Origin of the sequence: Mycolicibacterium sp. 624 (genome assembly GCF_040548615.1) — a bacterium.
GTDB lineage: Bacteria > Actinomycetota > Actinomycetes > Mycobacteriales > Mycobacteriaceae > Mycobacterium.
The window spans coordinates 380,550-396,564 of sequence record NZ_JBEPRZ010000001.1; the positions used below are offsets into that span (position 1 = coordinate 380,550).

Annotated in this window: 18 protein-coding genes; 5 read left to right on the forward strand and 13 right to left on the reverse strand. The window is 66.7% G+C overall.

The window, feature by feature from the left end:
• Positions 1 to 20 precede the first annotated feature (20 nt).
• The 4 genes from ABIA65_RS01650 to ABIA65_RS01665 all read right to left on the reverse strand — a co-directional run bounded on the left by ABIA65_RS01650 (position 21) and on the right by ABIA65_RS01665 (position 3,018).
• Positions 21 to 626 carry a TetR/AcrR family transcriptional regulator gene (locus ABIA65_RS01650; protein WP_354522399.1) on the reverse strand — a complete coding sequence of 202 codons (606 nt, stop codon included), beginning with the start codon at positions 624 to 626 and terminating at the stop codon, positions 21 to 23.
• Positions 627 to 879: 253 nt separating this feature from the next.
• Positions 880 to 1,896 carry a L,D-transpeptidase gene (locus ABIA65_RS01655; protein WP_241401756.1) on the reverse strand — a complete coding sequence of 339 codons (1,017 nt, stop codon included), beginning with the start codon at positions 1,894 to 1,896 and terminating at the stop codon, positions 880 to 882.
• A gap of 191 nt (positions 1,897 to 2,087) precedes the next feature.
• A complete protein-coding gene (ricR, locus tag ABIA65_RS01660) occupies positions 2,088 to 2,396 on the reverse strand; it encodes a copper-sensing transcriptional repressor RicR (protein WP_305853314.1) in 309 nt (102 codons plus the stop codon).
• Position 2,397: 1 nt separating this feature from the next.
• Complete coding sequence (locus ABIA65_RS01665) at positions 2,398 to 3,018, reverse strand: DUF305 domain-containing protein (RefSeq protein ID WP_354522400.1); 621 nt, start codon at positions 3,016 to 3,018, stop codon at positions 2,398 to 2,400.
• Positions 3,019 to 3,096: 78 nt separating this feature from the next.
• On the opposite strand from ABIA65_RS01665, the gene ilvD reads away from it, so the two are divergent.
• On the forward strand, positions 3,097 to 4,800 hold the full coding sequence (gene ilvD / locus ABIA65_RS01670; RefSeq protein ID WP_354522401.1) for a dihydroxy-acid dehydratase: 1,704 nt from the start codon (positions 3,097 to 3,099) through the stop codon (positions 4,798 to 4,800).
• Positions 4,801 to 4,816: 16 nt separating this feature from the next.
• Here the strand turns inward: ilvD and ABIA65_RS01675 are convergent, their stop codons facing one another.
• Positions 4,817 to 5,602, reverse strand: a complete 786-nt coding sequence (locus ABIA65_RS01675) for a helix-turn-helix domain-containing protein (RefSeq protein WP_354522402.1) — start codon at positions 5,600 to 5,602, stop codon at positions 4,817 to 4,819.
• Between the two features lie 338 nt (positions 5,603 to 5,940).
• Between ABIA65_RS01675 and ABIA65_RS01680 the strand changes: the two genes are divergently transcribed.
• On the forward strand, positions 5,941 to 6,921 hold the full coding sequence (locus ABIA65_RS01680; protein WP_354522403.1) for an alpha/beta hydrolase: 981 nt from the start codon (positions 5,941 to 5,943) through the stop codon (positions 6,919 to 6,921).
• 245 nt (positions 6,922 to 7,166) lie between these two features.
• Here ABIA65_RS01680 and ABIA65_RS01685 read toward each other — a convergent pair whose 3' ends face one another.
• A complete protein-coding gene (locus ABIA65_RS01685) occupies positions 7,167 to 7,523 on the reverse strand; it encodes a hypothetical protein (RefSeq protein WP_354522404.1) in 357 nt (118 codons plus the stop codon).
• A gap of 285 nt (positions 7,524 to 7,808) precedes the next feature.
• On the opposite strand from ABIA65_RS01685, the gene ABIA65_RS01690 reads away from it, so the two are divergent.
• On the forward strand, positions 7,809 to 8,495 hold the full coding sequence (locus tag ABIA65_RS01690; protein ID WP_241401762.1) for a C39 family peptidase: 687 nt from the start codon (positions 7,809 to 7,811) through the stop codon (positions 8,493 to 8,495).
• Between the two features lie 39 nt (positions 8,496 to 8,534).
• Positions 8,535 to 9,350, forward strand: a complete 816-nt coding sequence (locus tag ABIA65_RS01695) for a hypothetical protein (RefSeq protein WP_371746890.1) — start codon at positions 8,535 to 8,537, stop codon at positions 9,348 to 9,350.
• Between the two features lie 107 nt (positions 9,351 to 9,457).
• Here ABIA65_RS01695 and ABIA65_RS01700 read toward each other — a convergent pair whose 3' ends face one another.
• From ABIA65_RS01700 to ABIA65_RS01730, 7 genes are all read right to left on the reverse strand, one after another.
• Positions 9,458 to 9,898, reverse strand: coding sequence for an SPW repeat protein (locus tag ABIA65_RS01700; protein WP_354522405.1), 441 nt, complete (start codon positions 9,896 to 9,898; stop codon positions 9,458 to 9,460).
• A 127-nt stretch (positions 9,899 to 10,025) separates the two neighbouring features.
• Entirely contained in the window at positions 10,026 to 10,688 is a 663-nt protein-coding gene (locus tag ABIA65_RS01705; protein WP_241401764.1) for an O-methyltransferase, read from the reverse strand.
• A 41-nt stretch (positions 10,689 to 10,729) separates the two neighbouring features.
• Complete coding sequence (locus tag ABIA65_RS01710) at positions 10,730 to 11,221, reverse strand: TIGR04338 family metallohydrolase (RefSeq protein ID WP_241401765.1); 492 nt, start codon at positions 11,219 to 11,221, stop codon at positions 10,730 to 10,732.
• A 5-nt stretch (positions 11,222 to 11,226) separates the two neighbouring features.
• Entirely contained in the window at positions 11,227 to 11,976 is a 750-nt protein-coding gene (locus ABIA65_RS01715) for a DUF2786 domain-containing protein (RefSeq protein WP_241401766.1), read from the reverse strand.
• A gap of 90 nt (positions 11,977 to 12,066) precedes the next feature.
• Positions 12,067 to 12,999, reverse strand: coding sequence for an NADP-dependent oxidoreductase (locus ABIA65_RS01720; protein ID WP_241401767.1), 933 nt, complete (start codon positions 12,997 to 12,999; stop codon positions 12,067 to 12,069).
• Positions 13,000 to 13,015: 16 nt separating this feature from the next.
• Positions 13,016 to 14,116 carry an alpha/beta fold hydrolase gene (locus ABIA65_RS01725; protein ID WP_241401768.1) on the reverse strand — a complete coding sequence of 367 codons (1,101 nt, stop codon included), beginning with the start codon at positions 14,114 to 14,116 and terminating at the stop codon, positions 13,016 to 13,018.
• Positions 14,113 to 14,952: an alpha/beta hydrolase gene (locus tag ABIA65_RS01730; RefSeq protein ID WP_354522406.1), complete on the reverse strand. Its 840-nt coding sequence runs from the start codon at positions 14,950 to 14,952 to the stop codon at positions 14,113 to 14,115. The genes ABIA65_RS01725 and ABIA65_RS01730 overlap by 4 nt, the downstream gene beginning before the upstream one ends.
• A 26-nt stretch (positions 14,953 to 14,978) precedes the next feature.
• On the opposite strand from ABIA65_RS01730, the gene ABIA65_RS01735 reads away from it, so the two are divergent.
• On the forward strand, positions 14,979 to 16,010 hold the full coding sequence (locus ABIA65_RS01735) for a sigma-70 family RNA polymerase sigma factor (RefSeq protein ID WP_354522407.1): 1,032 nt from the start codon (positions 14,979 to 14,981) through the stop codon (positions 16,008 to 16,010).
• Positions 16,011 to 16,015 lie beyond the last annotated feature (5 nt).

Consider the following 16,015-nt stretch of genomic DNA (forward strand, 5'->3'; position numbering starts at 1 on the left):
GGCTTAGCCAAACGCGGCGCCTAACCAACCAGACGGGGCGGTTTCTCGGAGGAGCCTGGACCCACGAGCCCGTGGGCGAACATGTCGTCGACCTGGTTCAAGATGACCGCCATCGCGTCGGCGTCCTCGACGAATCCCGAGTACAGGCCCACCCCCCACAGGATCGAGGCCAGCAGGCCCACCGTGGTGCGGACGTCGCTGTCCGGTGGAAGTTCACCGCGGCTGATCGCCGAGCGCACCATCGTGACGAACAAGTACGCGGTACCCGCCGTCAGGGGCCCGCTGTCGCGGCCCACCTCCGGGCTGCGCGCCGCGTCGAGGTAGGTCCGGACCATGAACGCCATGATGGATCTGTCCTGGGAGTCGAGCCTGTGCATCGCGAAGATGAGCGCTCGGATTTGCGCGCGAATCGTCGGCTGCTCGAGGACCTCGCCGATAATCGCCTCAAGGGTGGCCACGGTGTCCGCGACGACCTCGTCGTAGATCTCCTCGAGGCTGCTGAAGTGGTAGTAGACGCCGGTCACCGATAGCCCGGCCTGCTCGGCGACCATTCGCACGCTGGTGGCCGAGTAGCCCCGCAGCCCGAACACGGTGCGGGCCGCGCGCAGAATCCAGGCGCGCGTCACCTCCGGATCCCTGCCTGCGGGCCTGCCGCGTTTCGGTTTACCCGGTCGCTTTCGTCTCGTTCCGTTTTCAGCCATGTCCACCCCTGCTCAAAGAATGCCACCAACTGGCGAAAGGAGCGAGGGGATTGGCATGTGGCAAATTCTGCCCTGGAATGACGCCAGGGCTGACATCGCACAACATGGCAGACGAAACGAGGTTGCCCCCGGAGTCTTGGACTCCGGGGGCAACCTCGCTTGAGCTGGTGTGTGTCGGCTAGAACATCTGCCAGTCCGACGCACCGTCGGGCTTGTTGTAGAGCCCGACGGAGTTCTTGACGACGACGGGGTCGCCGCTGCCGAAGTTGTCGTAGAACCACTGCGCGTTGGCCGGGCTGAGGTTGATGCAGCCGTGGCTGACGTTGCGCTTGCCCTGATCGCCGACCGACCACGGCGCACTGTGCACGAAGATTCCGCTGTTATCGATCCGCACCGCGTCCTGGACCTTGAGCTTGTAGCCCTCGGCGGAGTCGACCGGCACACCGTATGTGGACGAGTCCATCACCATGTCGGCAAACTTCTCCAGCACGTAGTAGGTGCCGTTGTGGGTCTCGTGCTTGCCGTCGGGCTTGCCCATCGACACGGGGAAGGTCTTCTCGAGCTCGCCGTTGCGCCGGATCTCCATCTGGTGGGTCTTATCGTCGATCGTGGCCACCAGGTAGTCACCGGTGCGGAAGCTGGACTTGGTGCCTCCCGCGTCGATGTTCACCGTCGTGTTGGCCGGCCAGAAGTCCTGCGGACGCCACCGCAGCTGCGTGTCGGTGACCCAGTAGAACCGACCAGCCACGGGCGGGCTCGACGTGATCCGAACGGCCTGCTCAGCAAGCGCCCGATCGGCGATCGGCCGTGCGAAGTTGATGTAGATCGGCTTGGCCACACCCACCATCGACCCGTTGACCGGGTTGAACGTCGGCGGCGAGAAAACCGGCTCACCGGTGTACGGCGTCGGGTTCTGGCCCGCGGGCGTACCTTCCGGGATCACCGCGGGCGCGCCGTACTGGTTCAGCGGCGCCGCCGGTTCAGTCGGGGGTGGCGGCGGAGCCGGTGGGTCCCAGGGCATCGGGAACGCCGGTGGCGGCGGTGGTGGGGCCGCCACGACTGGTGGTGTGTCGACCACCGCCGGATCGGGGCCCACCTCCGGATCCGCCATCGCTGACGGGCTACCGACTACTCCACCGACCAGTCCAACCGCGAAGATCGCGGTGGCCAGTCTCCTCAACGTCCCTTGCGGCATACGCCACCTCCATAACCAAATCTGAAACCAGTGTGGCACAACGCCAGGGCCTGGCCCTCGCGGCGATATCGGCCCGGCCTGGGCCCTGGCTCTTCCAAAAGTGCGCTGAACTGCAGTGTTAATCGCCGCGCGGGCCGACATCGTTACCTCCGTCTCCCCGGTGCGTGGACCGCCGTTACGGGGCGAGGGGATCAGGACCGGACCAGCCTGGCAATCGCCGCCGACGCCTCAGCCAGCTTCTTGTCGGCCTCAGCGCCACCCTCAGCCACGGCATGGGTGACGCAGTGGCCGAGGTGCTCCTCGAGCAGGCCGAGCGCCACCGACTCCAGCGCACTCTTGACGGCGCTGATCTGCGTGAGGACGTCGATGCAGTACTTGTCCTCGTCGATCATCTTGGCGACCCCGCGGACCTGGCCCTCGATACGCCGCATCCGCTTCGCGTAGTTCTCCTTGTTCGGCGAGTACCCGTGCGCGGCGGCAACCTCTGTCTCATCGGCCATATCAGGCTCCCAACATCTGCTTCATCTGATCGATCTCGGTCTGCTGGGCGGTCACGATCTGCTTGGCGAGCGCCTTTGCATCCGTGTTCGCACCGTCGGCGATCTCGGTGTTGGCCATCGTGATGGCCCCTTCGTGATGGCCGATCATCGACTGCAACCACAGCGTGTCGAACTCGGCACCCCGCAGCGTCTCCAGCTTCGCCATGGTGGGTCCGTCGACCATGCCGTCCATGGAGCCCATGTCATGTCCCGCATGAGGATCTGGACTGGACTCTGTGGACTCGCCGCCCCGCCACTGCACGAGGAACACCTTCAGCGCCTCCATCTCGGGCTTCTGGGCCCCGGAGATGGCCGCCGCCAGTTCGACGAGGGCCGGGTCGGAGGAGCGTTCGGGCACCAGCGCCGACAGTTCGATCGCCTGCTGGTGGTGCGGGATCATGTCGGTCGCGAAAACCACGTCGGCATCGTTGAAATTCGCCCCCTGCGCTGCGGCGGACGTCTCGCTGTGGTGCGATTGGTCGGCGTGGCCGTCCGATGCGGGCGGGCTGGAACAGGCCGACACGAACAGTGCGGTGGCCAGCGCGGAGGTCAGGGCCACAACGCGGGCAGTCGTCAGCTTCATGCATCCATGGTACCTCATACCCCTCAGGGGTATCGGAATTGGTTTGGTGGGCTCACTGCTCAGGCGCATAATCGTCCAATGCCCTCAGAAAGCACGCCCGATATCAAGCCCCGCAGCCGCGACGTCACCGATGGCCTCGAGAAGACCGCCGCTCGCGGCATGCTGCGCGCCGTCGGCATGACCGATGACGACTGGGTCAAGCCGCAAATCGGTGTCGGGTCGTCGTGGAATGAGATCACCCCGTGCAATATGTCGCTGCAGCGCCTGGCGCAGGCGGTCAAGGGTGGTGTGCACGAGGCCGGCGGTTATCCGCTTGAGTTCGGCACCATCTCGGTCTCCGACGGTATCTCGATGGGCCACGAGGGCATGCACTTCTCGCTGGTGAGCCGCGAGGTCATCGCCGACAGCGTCGAGACCGTTGTGCAGGCCGAGCGCCTCGACGGCACGGTGCTGCTGGCGGGCTGCGACAAGTCGATTCCCGGCATGCTCATGGCCGCCGCCCGACTCAACCTGGCCTCGGTGTTCCTCTACAACGGGTCGATCATGCCGGGCGTCGCCAAGATGACCGACGGCACCGAGAGGGAAGTCACCATCATCGACGCCTTCGAGGCCGTCGGGGCCTGTTCCCGCGGGCTGATGTCCCGGGAGGACGTCGACATCATCGAGCGCGCCATCTGCCCCGGCGAGGGCGCCTGCGGCGGCATGTACACCGCCAACACCATGGCATCGGCCGCCGAGGCGCTGGGCATGTCACTGCCGGGCAGCGCGTCCCCGGTGGCCATCGACAAGCGACGCGACGAGTATGCGCGCAAGTCCGGTGAGGCGGTGGTCGAGATGCTGCGCCGCGGTATCACCGCGCGCGACCTTCTCACCAAGGAGGCGTTCGAGAACGCCATCGCCGTCGTCATGGCATTCGGCGGTTCCACCAACGCGGTGCTGCACCTGCTGGCGATCGCCTGGGAGGCAGGGGTCAAGCTCACGCTCGAGGACTTCACGCGGGTCGGACGGAAGGTGCCGCACCTTGCTGACGTGAAGCCATTCGGCCGACATGTGATGAAGGATGTCGACGAGATCGGTGGCGTGCCCGTCGTCATGAAGGCCCTGCTGGACGCCGGTCTGCTGCACGGGGATTGCCTGACGGTGACGGGTAAGACCATGGCCGAGAACCTGGCCCACATCGAGCCGCCGGACCCCGACGGCAAGGTGCTGCGGGCGATGAACAACCCGATCCACCCGACAGGCGGCATCACGATCCTGCACGGCTCGCTGGCACCCGAGGGCGCCGTGGTGAAGTCGGCGGGCTTCGACTCCGACGTGTTCGAGGGCACCGCAAGGGTTTTCGAGCGCGAGCGGGCGGCACTCGACGCGCTCGAGGACGGCACCATCACGCACGGTGACGTCGTCGTCATCCGGTACGAGGGCCCCAAGGGCGGGCCGGGCATGCGCGAGATGCTCGCGATCACCGGCGCCATCAAGGGTGCGGGCCTGGGCAAGGACGTGCTGCTGATGACCGACGGCCGGTTCTCGGGCGGTACGACGGGCCTCTGCGTCGGGCATATCGCTCCCGAGGCCGTCGACGGCGGCCCCATCGCGTTCCTGCGCGACGGTGACCGCATCCGCCTCGACGTCGGCAAGGGCACCCTCGACGTGCTGGTCGACGTCGACGAGTTCGAGTCCCGCAAGGCCGGTTTCGAGCCGCTGCCGCCGGTCTACACCACCGGCGTCCTGGCCAAGTACACGAAGCTGGTCGGCTCGGCGGCCACGGGCGCGGTCTGCAGCTAGTCGCGGGCCGCGCAGGTCAAGTGTGGCGGCGATACTGCGATGGGGTGACACCCACCCGGTTGCGGAATGTCGTGGCGAAGTGGCTCGGAGTGGAGAAGCCGGCCGCGGCGCTGACCTCGGTGATGGTCATCGTCGTGCCCGCCAGGAGCGTCTTGGCGTGCGCGATCCGTTGACCCAGCAGGTACTGGTATGGGGTGGCCCGGAAGGCCTCGGCGAAGGCCTTGATGAAAACGTTGGTCGACATGCCCGCCATCTGAGCCAAGGCAGCCAGGTTGATCGTGGAGTCGAAGCTGTCCGCGAGATACTCGCGCAATAGGGCTTGAGTGGCCGCGCTCAGCACGGTGGGCGAATCCGCCCGCTGCGTAGCGGATTGGGGGGCATAGCGGTCGCTGATGTGTATGCGCACAGTCTCTGTGAGCGATTCCTGGAGGATCCTCGCGGTGACGTCCTCGCGATGGCGAACGTCGTTCATCCGTGCAACCAGTTGATATAGCAGTGGGTCCCGCTCGACCGTCGGTCGCAGTGGCCGCGAGCCGAGCGCACCAACCGATACGGTCAGTTGACAGTAGTTGGCGACGGTATTGCCACGAGCCTGCGCGGCACCACGGTGTTCGGCCGGCAGTACCCAGACATTGCCCGTTCGGGGCATCTCAATGCGTCTCGACGGAATGCGTTCGAGTTCGTATTCCTTAGCCCGTACCTGTCCGCCCAGATACACCATGAGGATGTGATCGGGTTGCAGAAAGAAGCAGTCCGCCGACCCGTTGAGTTCCTGGCTGACGAAATCGAACTCGATGCTCACGGAGTCCGCTCCGGGGACGCCGCGCTCGGCGACGAGGGTTGTGGGCGATCATTGCCCGGTGATCGTGTCATGTCCGCGCCCCGCTCCCGCCCAGCTCACTAGCTGACACCCCTTTGTACGCAGGGTTACTTCCCACCGCAAATGCAGCCACCGCTGCGCAGAGGGGTTGGTGGACCTGGCCCGCAGGCCCCGATGCTCCACGGGGGATTCGGCAAATTCGGTGACTATTCGAAGGTGTCAACGGTCTGGGTGACCTAGCGTCACACCGTCAAGTGGCGCGCACGGTGCCGTCGAATGGCCAACATCACTGGTTTGAAACAGCTTTCGCGGAGGAACACATGGCCGAACATGGCAACTACACACCTGAGCGAGTCACCTTTCCCTCGCACGGCGAGAACGTCGTCGGTGTTCTGCACCGGCCTCACGGTGCAGGACCGTTCCCTGCGGTAGTCATGTTGGGGCCCTACTCGTTCGAGAAGGAGCAAGCTCCAATCCACTACGCCACGAGATTTGCCGATGAGGGTTTCGTGGCCCTGGCCTTCGACCCGCGCACCGTCGGCGAGAGCAGCGGCACCCCTCGCCGGCTCGAGAACCCCAAGATGAAGAACGAGGATGCCGTATCGGCGATCGACTATCTGCTGACCCGCGATGACGTCGACGCTGCCCGCGTCTTCGGGGCCGGCGTCTGCCAGGGTGGCCCTGAGATGCTCGATATCGCCTCCTACGACGAGCGGATCAGGGCAGTCGCCGCAGTGACCGGCTACTACCGCGATCGGGAAACCGACTTGTTCATGATCGCCGCCGGCGTCAGCGAGAACCCATTCGACCCGGCGACCGCGCCTACGACCGAGCAGTTGGAGGCGTTGCTCGCGGCCAGACTCGAACGCGCACGCGCCGCCAAGGAGCGCTATGCGGAGACCGGCGAGGTTGTGTACCAGCCCCTGGTGTCACCTGACCTCGGCGATCCGGTGGCCGGATCCGATGCCGGCCTGCCGGGTCCGCTGGTGTGGAGCTGGTATGGATCCTGGACGCTCAAGGGCTGGGAGAACCGCTACGCCATCATGAGCGACCTCGACCACTTCGACTACACGACCGTGCCCGGTGTCGCCAAGCTCCAGAGACCAGCACTCGTCATCCATTCGGATACCTGCATGAACCCGGCATCAGCGCGACGGCACTTCGAGTCGATCCCCGCCCAGGACAAGAAGCTGATCTGGGAGAACGGGACCAACCACTTCCAGTACTACGACCAGCCCGACGTCGTGGACCGCACAGTCGGCCACATCTCTGACTGGTTCCGTCATCACATGCCATCCTGACGGTCAACTGATCTCGGTCGTGGCCCAGTAGGCGTGACGGCCGCGGACGTCGACACGCGTGACTAACCCGCGCCGCTGGAGAACGAGAAGGTTCCGATAGACCGACTCGATGTGGGCAGTGTCGAACCCCGACTCATGACTGCGTTGGCGCAGCTCCGATGTGGTGATTGGTCCGCCGTGCCGGAGCAGCCTCAGTAGGTGGTTCCTCAGAGCCGATGCGTCGCTGACCATTCCGTCGGGCACTGCTACTCGGTCTCGCCTTGGTCAGGCGATCCTGGCACCTCGTCATCCCCCTCACCCTGGCCGTCCTCCGATTCGAGTTCTGCAGAAGTGATCGCGATCCTCTCGACCACAATCTGGTGAGTGTCGGCGAACACGAGTGTCCCGTCGTCACCGATCACGGCCCACCGACGAGCCGGGGCAATGACGCGATTGGACCCTAATTCCGTTATGGTATCGGACATTTCGCCGTAGTCATCGGCAACTACACCTTGGATCGTACGATCGGCGGCCAGCCGGACACCCACCCGCGAACCAACCGATAGCAGGCCCTCACCCGCTCCATGTTGATCCTCGTACTGCCCCGCGCGGGTCTCATTCACCTGTTCACCTTCACCTAGCAGAGCCGGACCACTCTCATCCAAGCCATTCCATCGCACTGAGAAAAGACGGTGGCTCAGCAGGGCAGGCTACGGAGGTCGATGACCGCGGCGCTTTCGACGTCTCCGCAACTTTCGAAATATCACTCCACGCTGCCAACCCCGTGCTCCATACGAGTGAGATTTCGATAACAGCGGGACTTCTCGAAGGCGGCGGAATCGTCACCCCCGTACTTTCCTCCGCGGCGATACGCGTCAATCAGGAAGCGTGTAGAACAGGGGCGTGCAGTGCGGCAACGGACCCGCGCAGTATTCGTTGGGCTGATAGCGGCGATTACGACAGTGGCGGGGTGCAGCAGCACCGTCACCGAGGAGGCAGTGCCCGCTGCCACCGCCGAGGGCCCAGTCTTCGGTAACCCCGATGAAGGCAGCGAGTACTGGGTGGAGCAGAACTTCCACGACTGCGGTCTGATGGCCGTCGCCACCGTCGTCGGTCTTCTCACCGGTGATGCGCCCAGTGAGGACGCGATCATCGTGATCGCCTCGAGCACACAGGACCCGGATGGCTCCGGGAACCGGATCTACACCCCACTCGATCCCGACAATCCCGACTCCGACAACGGCACATCCTCAGCCGACCAGATCGCACTGCTGGAGCACTACGGAATCAGCGCCACCGCGACGGATGACGACGGCCCGATCCCCACGGGACTCCCAGCCCTGCAGCAGTACCTCAGCGAGGGACGCAAGGCAATCGTCGGGGTCAACGCCGAAACGATCTGGGGCGAGGACGGCGACCACACCGAAGACGACCACTCCGTTGTCGTCGCCGCCGTCGACACCGCCCAGCGCATCGTCTACCTCTCCGATAGCGGCACCGGGGACGGCGGGGGCGAACAAATCGACCTCCAAACATTCGAAGGTGCCTGGGAAGCCGGCGGCCACGACCTGATCGTTACCGACAAAGCCGCCTAACCAGCTCTCAAGTCCCAAAGTTCAAGTGAAGGAAGCTTCTTGATTCACCGAGTACTCGCCGCAGTGGCGGCCACTGTGCTGGCCTTGATCCTCGCTGGTTGCGGAGGCAACACCTCAACCCCCGCCGCCGGCAGCCCCTCTCCAGCGGCACCACTTCCCTCGTCTCCGAATGCGCATACCAGTGACCCCGCGAGCATTCAGTTCTGCGCCCAGAATCTGCACCCCAACTGCGCGGCTGGCACCTACGTCGGACCGTTCGTCTCGCTGACCCCAACCGGAGGCCATTGGGACGACAACGGCAATCCCGTCAACGGTGGACCGGTCGGCGCTGACCGCTCCACCGGCAACAACATCCCCCAGGAGTACTGCGCCCGAAACGAGGACCCCGCCTGTCCGGCGGGCAGCTACATCGCCCCCAACGCCATCAAGAACCCCGACGGCAGCCATACCTACGTCGCCTGCGAAGGAACCATCTGCACCAACCCCAACCACGGCGGCGGCAGCCCGCCGGGGCACTGGGGGCCCGACGGTCAACCCGTCGACGGCGGACCAACCGGTGCCGATGGGTCGACGGGCAATGGCCTGAGCCGTGAGTACTGTGCTCGAAGTGAGAACCCCGGATGTCCCGTGGGCACATACGTCGCACCTAACGCCATCGAGAACCCCAACGGCACCAGCAGTTTCGTCCCCTGCGAGGGCAGCATCTGCACCAACCCCAACTACGGGGGCGGCGACTCACCCGACACCGGCACCGCGCCCGGCGACGACGGCTCGGGCATCGAAGGACCACCCGATCTCGACAGCGGTGACGACACCGGCGTCGACGACGGCAACGGACCCGCGCCCATGCCATGAGTGCGCCGCGTGATGGCGGTGACGCCCAGGCGTTGAGCACGGATGGTCCCGTCCGGCCGGGAACACGCCCGGCCGGCCACTCGCACCTGGCTCAGCGCGCTACGGGACTACCCGTGCCGGGCTCCGGAATCGCGGACGCGCATTCCGAAGTACACGGCGTTCAGGCCAAGCAGCGTGATCACCGCGCCGCAGATCACGTGTGACCAGATCATGCCCGCGGTCGGTGACGCGACGAAGATCCACGGTGAGGCGATGAGCCACAGACCGAAGACGGGCAACGTCCACGTCATGCCGTGGGTACGGTCCAGCGCCGACCCGAAGCACATTGCCAGTACAGCGACAGTGATACCTACGACCAGATCACTGAAGGGCAGCCGCGTGAAGGCGTCGAAGCCGAAGATGTACGGCGTCAGCGCGACGAAAACCGCCGTCAGCAACGTCAGGCCGAAGGTGGCTTGCGCGGTCATCGACTCGGAAGCGCGGTCGTAGCTCGCGCGCAGAGCCAATATGTCAGGATGCTGATCGATTGATGTATGGGCCGTTGTCATTTCGTTTCCTTTCCGTTATGCAGCAAGCTTTTTGAGGCCTGCCGCACCCCATTCATCACTGTCCAAAGTACGCCTGGCCAGACCGGCCAGCATCAAGATCCGGTCGCGATCAGCTCGGGTGCATCTCCTATCTGACCAGCGCCAAGGCGAACCCGTCCCACCCCTTGGTGCCGACCGTCTGAATCGCGGCGGTGTCCAGGCGCGGGTGCTCGCCCATCATCACGAACATGTCCCGCACGGCGCGGGCCTGATGGTCATCGGGGGCGGGATCGAGTACACGGCCCATCCTGGCGATGTTGTCGATCACGATGACCGCGCCGGGCTCGGCCAGCGTGACCGCCCACTCGACGTAGGCGGGGTTGTTCTCCTTGTCGGCGTCGATGAAGAAGAAGTCGAACCTCTCACCACGGTTCGCCAGCCGGGGCAGGGTGTCCAGCGCGGCGCCGACGATGATCTCGACGCGCTCACCGACATCGGCGCGGTCGAGGTTTCGCCGCGCGACGTCGGCGTGCGCCTGCTCGCACTCCAGGGTCACGACCTGCCCGCCCGGCCCGACACCACGCGCCAGGGCGATGGTGCTGTAGCCCGCGAGCGTGCCGATCTCCAGGACGCGCGCGGCTCGGGTGCTCGTCGCCAGCAGGGTCAACAACTTCGCGTGCTGCGCGGACACCTCGATCCGGGGCATCCCCGCGGCGTCGGCGGCCTGACGTGCCGCGGCCAACGCAGCGTCCTCGGTGTGCAGCAGCTGGGTGAACATGGCATCCAGTGCGCGGGGGTCGGGTTCGGTCACCTCGCCCACGCTAGCCGGTTTGCGTTATCGCGCAGACTTCTTCACCGCACACCCTCCTTCGCGTAAACCACGCGCAGCACGTGGGCCACCTCGGGGCCCATCACCGCCGCGGCCAGATCGCACAGCGTCGAGGTGAACTCCGGCCCGTGCGCGGGCTCGCATGGGCAGAGGTGGTGGGCGATCTCGTGCAGCACCACCAGTTCGCGCAGCGCCCAGGTGGTGTGGCGATCGGGGACGGCGATGGTGGCGACCCCGTCAGCGCGTTCGTAGTGTGCGGCCGTGCAGCCCCGCCGACTGCGCACGGCCAATGGTTCGGCATCGGGCCAGCGCTGCTCGACCGCGCCGTGTCCGAGTACGGACTCGACGTAGCGCCGCACGGACTCGACCGACGCGAACCGCGCCTCCGGGGGAAGGGTGATGTTCGCCCCGAAGAACTCCAGCGTGCTCTCACCGCGGGACTGCGCCCGGTCGAACAGCGTGCGGACGAACTGCTCGGCCGCATAGACCTTCGAACGTTGTGCGTCGCGGGGCACGGGCGTCAGCGGTCCAGGGCGCCGCGGGAGCCGGCGAGTTCGGTGCTCGGGCCCAGTCGGGCGCGCTTGCCTGCCCGGTCGCCCGCCCGTCGCGCCGCCGACGAGTATCCCGCGGAGGCGCTCGTGGCCCGCCACGTGCCGCGCGCCTTGGAGGCCTCCCGGTAGAAGGACTTGAGTTCGATGTCCTTGTTGCGCAACGCGACAGCAGTGCCAGGGCGCTGATCGGCGCCGTGGGTGGCCTGGCGCGTCGCCTCGTCGCGAGCCTCGGTGAGTCGTTGGCCAATGCGCGCGCCGAACGCCAGGTGGAAGTTGAGCCGCGCGGTGATGGTGGGCGTCGGCTTGTGTGCGCCGGTGGCGATATAGGAGTCCGACGCCTTCACCATCTGCACCACCAGGCCGGCGTAGAGGGCGTGGGTGGCGTCGATGTCCTCGGCGAAGCCGTACGCGTAGACGAACGTGGAGTTGGACGCGACGTCACACTTCACGTCGTTGGCGATCGCGATCGCCACGAACAGCTGCACGTAGGTGCGCAGGCCCTTGGTGCCCGCGGTCCCGATCGTGACAGTGCGCTGCACCGGGGTCTGGGCCGCCGTGCGGGTGGCCGCGTGCGCCCGCGCCACCGCCAGGTCGATGGACGTGGTGGTCGCCAGCCGTTGCGCAGCGGCCATGAACGCCTCAGCCTCATGGGCGTTCTCGGTGTTCTCGGCCTGTCGCAGCAGGGCGGCGATTCGGGCCAGCATCTTGTCGTCGGTCATGCGCGGATCCGCTCCGCTGCTCGCTGAACGGTCATGTCATCACTCGCTGAGTCGTCGCGTGGGTTCGTCATGGGCGTCATGGGCGTCACGCTAGGGAACGAGTACGACCTTTCCGCGCGCGTGACCGGTCTGCAGGTACCGGTGCGCATCGGCGGCCTCACTCAGCGGGAAGACCTTGTCAACTGTGACCTCGATGCGGCCGGCCGCGGCAAGCTTGATGAGCTCCACCCGTGACGCGTCGCGGATCTGTTGGCCGCCATCGGCGCCGCTCAGCGCCGCGATTCCCAGCTCAGCCGCGCGGCCGAAACCAGCGATGGTGGCGATGCGGGTGCGGTCGGCGACGAGTTCGACCGAGACATCCAGCGCCTCGTCGGTGCCCACCAGGTCCAACGCGGCGTCCACCGCACCGATCGCACGTACCCGATCGGCAAGGCCGTCGCCGTACGCGACCGGCTCTGCACCGTATCTCCGCAGCTGATCGTGCCGCGCGGGACTCGCCGTCGCGATGACCCTCGCCCCGCGCGCGGCGGCCAGCTGGACCGCCATCAGGCCCACACCGCCGCTGGCGCCGTGGATCAGCACCGTGTCGTTCGTCCCCACACCCGTTTTCGTCAACAGGTGCCACGCGGTGCCGCCGACCAGCAGCAGTCCCGCCGCCTCCTCGAAGCTCAGCGACGCCGGCTTGTGTCCCACGTCAGACGATGCGGCGAGGACCTGGTCGGCATATCCAGAGGTGATCCCGGTTGCGATCACCTCGTCGCCGAGTGTCAGTGCCCCGGTGTATCCGGTAGCACCCGGAGCGGCGGCGACCACGACTCCGGAAACCTCCATGCCGACCGGCATGGGCAATGCGCCTGGGTCGCGGCCCATGTCACCGCTGTAGAGCTTGTAGTCGATCGGGTTGGTGCCCGCCGCGCGGACATCGACCAGAACCTGACCTTCACCGGGTTCCGGCAGCTCGATGTCTTGCAGCGCAAGCACTTCCGGCCCACCATAGGATCTGGCGACAACGGTTCGGGTCATGGCCGAAGTCTAGCCACTACTTGCCGACGAAGCCGTCCAACGCGGCCAGTAGCTGGGGCGACAGCGGGTCCTTGCTGGCGTAGTTCCCGACGTTGTCGGTCGGGTCGTCACGCAGGACGTGATTGACGCCCTTGAGTTCCACGACGGTCAGGGCCGTGTGCCCCAGTGCCGCGAACAGCGGCCGCTCCGCCTCGCAGTTGGCCTGGGCGTCGGAGTCCGAGCACGTGGCGAGGACCGGCATCGCCGCGGGGAGCCTGGCGGCCAGCGCCAACGGGTCGATGGCGTCGGCCTCGACGACCGCCTTCACGTTGCCCGGATTGAGGACCGCGCTCAGGCCCTCAGGCAGTTTCGCCGGCGCTGTGCCCTTGGTGCGCGCCTGCTCGACGGCGGCGTTCCACGCCGTCAGCACCTCACCGGCCTGCTCGGCGGTCTTCGCCCCCGATGACACCGCGGCGTCGACGTCCGCGCGGACGCGCCCCGTGATGATGTCGAGATAGCGAGCCGACAACGGCGCAAAGAGCCCCAGCGAGTGGATCTTCGGCGCACCCGCCGCCGCGTCGAGGGCGACGGCCATGGCGTGCACGGTGCCCTCCCCCAGCGCGTACACCGAGATGCGGGCCGGATCGGTACCCGGTCGCTGCGCGAGGAACCCGGCCGCCGCCTGGGCACCTGCGGTGTAGACGGCGCTACCGACGTCGGCGGGCCGCTTCGCGTACGGGCCCAGGCCCGTCTCGCCCGTGCCGACCTTGTCGTAGCGCAGGCTCGCGATCCCCTTGCCGGACAGGTACTCCGCGAGTTGGCGCATGTTGCCGACCGGACCGGCCACCGCGTTGTCCCCGTTGCGGTCGGTGTTGCCGCTCTCCGAGATGAGCAGGGCCGCGGGTCCGGACGCCGCGTCTTGGCGATGCCGGTACGTGCCGTGAATCGTCAGGCCGTCGGCCTCGAACGACACGGACTCCTCGATCCAGCCGTCCGGGGTGACCGCCGTTGTCGACGGGGCCGCCGACGTGCCCGGGGTGTCGGTAGTGGGCGAGGCTGCCGGGGTGCCCTTGTCGGAGGAGCATCCCGCGACCACGAGCGTCAGTGCCACAACCCCGATGAGCCACCGCGCCGTCACAGATGAACCTCGATCCACGACACCACGTCGTCGAGCACCAGCTCGCGCTCGGGTTCGTTGAACACCTCGTGGAACAGCTCCGGGTAGACCTTGAGGTTCACATCCGAGGAGCCGACGCACTCCACCAGACGTCTACTGCCCGCCACGGGGATCAAACTGTCCTGACCACCGTGGACCACCAGAAGCGGCGCGGTGAGCGCGGCGGCCCGAGTCGGCATCGACTCGCCCACGCCGATCAGCGCCTTGGCGATACCCGCGGGCAGCTTGCCGTGGTGCACCAACGGGTCGGCGATGTAGGCGGCCACCATGGCTGGGTCGCGGGACACCGCCTCGGCAGGTATGTCCTCCACGGGAAGACCTGGCAGCACGCTGCCGACCACCTTGGCGACGCCGATCATGAGGGATGAGACGCCGTCCTGGGCATAGACGGCAGGCCCGGACAGCACCATCGCCGCATAGTCGTCGGGGTGCTCGACGCCGTAGGCGAACACGACACCGCCACCCATGCTGTGGCCGAGGACGACCCGCTTGAGGTCGGGATGGTCGGCGGCGGCGATCCCGACCAGCGTGCCGAAGTCGGCGGTGTACTCCGAGATGTCCTTGAGGTAGACGCGCTTGCCACCCGAGCGACCGTGTCCCCGCTGGTCCAGCGCGTACGTGATGAGACCGGCCTCGCCGAAGCGCTGCGCGACGTGGTCGTAGCGGCGGGCATGTTCGGCGTAGCCGTGGCACAGCACCACCACGCCGCGCGGTGCTCCGTCCGGGGTCCAGACGTCGTAAACGATGCGGACACCGCCGACACCGTCGAAGCTGCGTTCGTCGCGGGTTGTGGGCACCAGGCGAGACTATCGGTCGCCTTCTTTTGTCGGAGGGTCTGAGTAGGGTCGTGAAGGTGAGCGTCCTGGCGGATATCCCGGAGTCGTTCGACTCAAAAGACACCTTCCTGGCCGATGCGCAGCGCTACCGGCGTGAACTGCTGGCGCACTGCTACCGCATGACCGGGTCCCTGCACGATGCCGAGGATCTGGTGCAGGAGACCTACCTGCGGGCCTGGAAGTCCTACGACGGGTTCCAGGGTCGGTCATCGGTGCGTACCTGGCTGTATCGGATCGCCACCAACACCTGCCTCACCTCGATCGACGGTCGCAAGCGCCGGCCGCTGCCCACTGGCTTGGGCGCACCGGCCTCGGACCCCAGCGGTGATATCGCCGAGCATCACGAGATCACCTGGCTTGAGCCGCTGCCCGACGCACCTCAGGAGGATCCGTCGGACCCCTCGGTGATCTTCGAGGCACGGGAGTCGGTGCGGTTGGCGTTCGTCGCGGCGCTGCAACACCTGTCGCCGCGGCAGCGTGCAGTGCTGATCCTGCGGGAGGTGCTGCAGTGGAAGGCCGCCGAGGTCGGTGAGGCGATCGGCGCCTCGACGGCGGCGGTCAACAGCCTGCTGCAGCGCGCCCGCGCGCAGCTCGACGCCGTGGCGCCGACGCAGGACGGCGAGGTCGCGGCACCGGAGTCCCCCGAGGCTCAGGGTCAGCTCGCCAAGTACATCGAGGCGTTCGAGACCTACGACATGGACAAGCTCGTCGAGTTGTTCACCGCCGAGGCAATCTTCGAGATGCCCCCGTTCGATGGCTGGTATCAGGGTCCGGAGAACATCGTCACGCTCTCCAAGACGCACTGCCCCGCCCAGGGTGCGGGCGATATGCGCTTCCTGCGCACCGTCGCCAACGGCCAGCCCGCGGCCGCGCTCTACATGCTCAACCGTGAGACCGGCGCGCACGAGCAGTTCCAGTTGCACGTGTTGGAGGTCCGCCCCGGCGGTATCTCGCACGTGGTGGCATTCCACGCCGCAGAGGGTCTGTTCGCGACGTTCGGCCTGCCTGCCGCGCTGTAGTCACC

Excerpts from the sequence above, each read along its gene's own strand:
- ricR (WP_305853314.1), bottom strand. The coding sequence starts at position 2,396 with ATGGCCGATGAGACAGAGGTTGCCGCCGCGCACGGGTACTCGCCGAAC.
- ABIA65_RS01700 (WP_354522405.1), bottom strand. The coding sequence starts at position 9,898 with ATGACAACGGCCCATACATCAATCGATCAGCATCCTGACATATTGGCT.
- ABIA65_RS01655 (WP_241401756.1), bottom strand. The coding sequence starts at position 1,896 with ATGCCGCAAGGGACGTTGAGGAGACTGGCCACCGCGATCTTCGCGGTT.
- ABIA65_RS01715 (WP_241401766.1), bottom strand. The coding sequence starts at position 11,976 with ATGACCGACGACAAGATGCTGGCCCGAATCGCCGCCCTGCTGCGACAG.
- ABIA65_RS01665 (WP_354522400.1), bottom strand. The coding sequence starts at position 3,018 with ATGAAGCTGACGACTGCCCGCGTTGTGGCCCTGACCTCCGCGCTGGCC.
- ABIA65_RS01680 (WP_354522403.1), top strand. The coding sequence starts at position 5,941 with ATGGCCGAACATGGCAACTACACACCTGAGCGAGTCACCTTTCCCTCG.
- ABIA65_RS01720 (WP_241401767.1), bottom strand. The coding sequence starts at position 12,999 with ATGACCCGAACCGTTGTCGCCAGATCCTATGGTGGGCCGGAAGTGCTT.
- ilvD (WP_354522401.1), top strand. The coding sequence starts at position 3,097 with ATGCCCTCAGAAAGCACGCCCGATATCAAGCCCCGCAGCCGCGACGTC.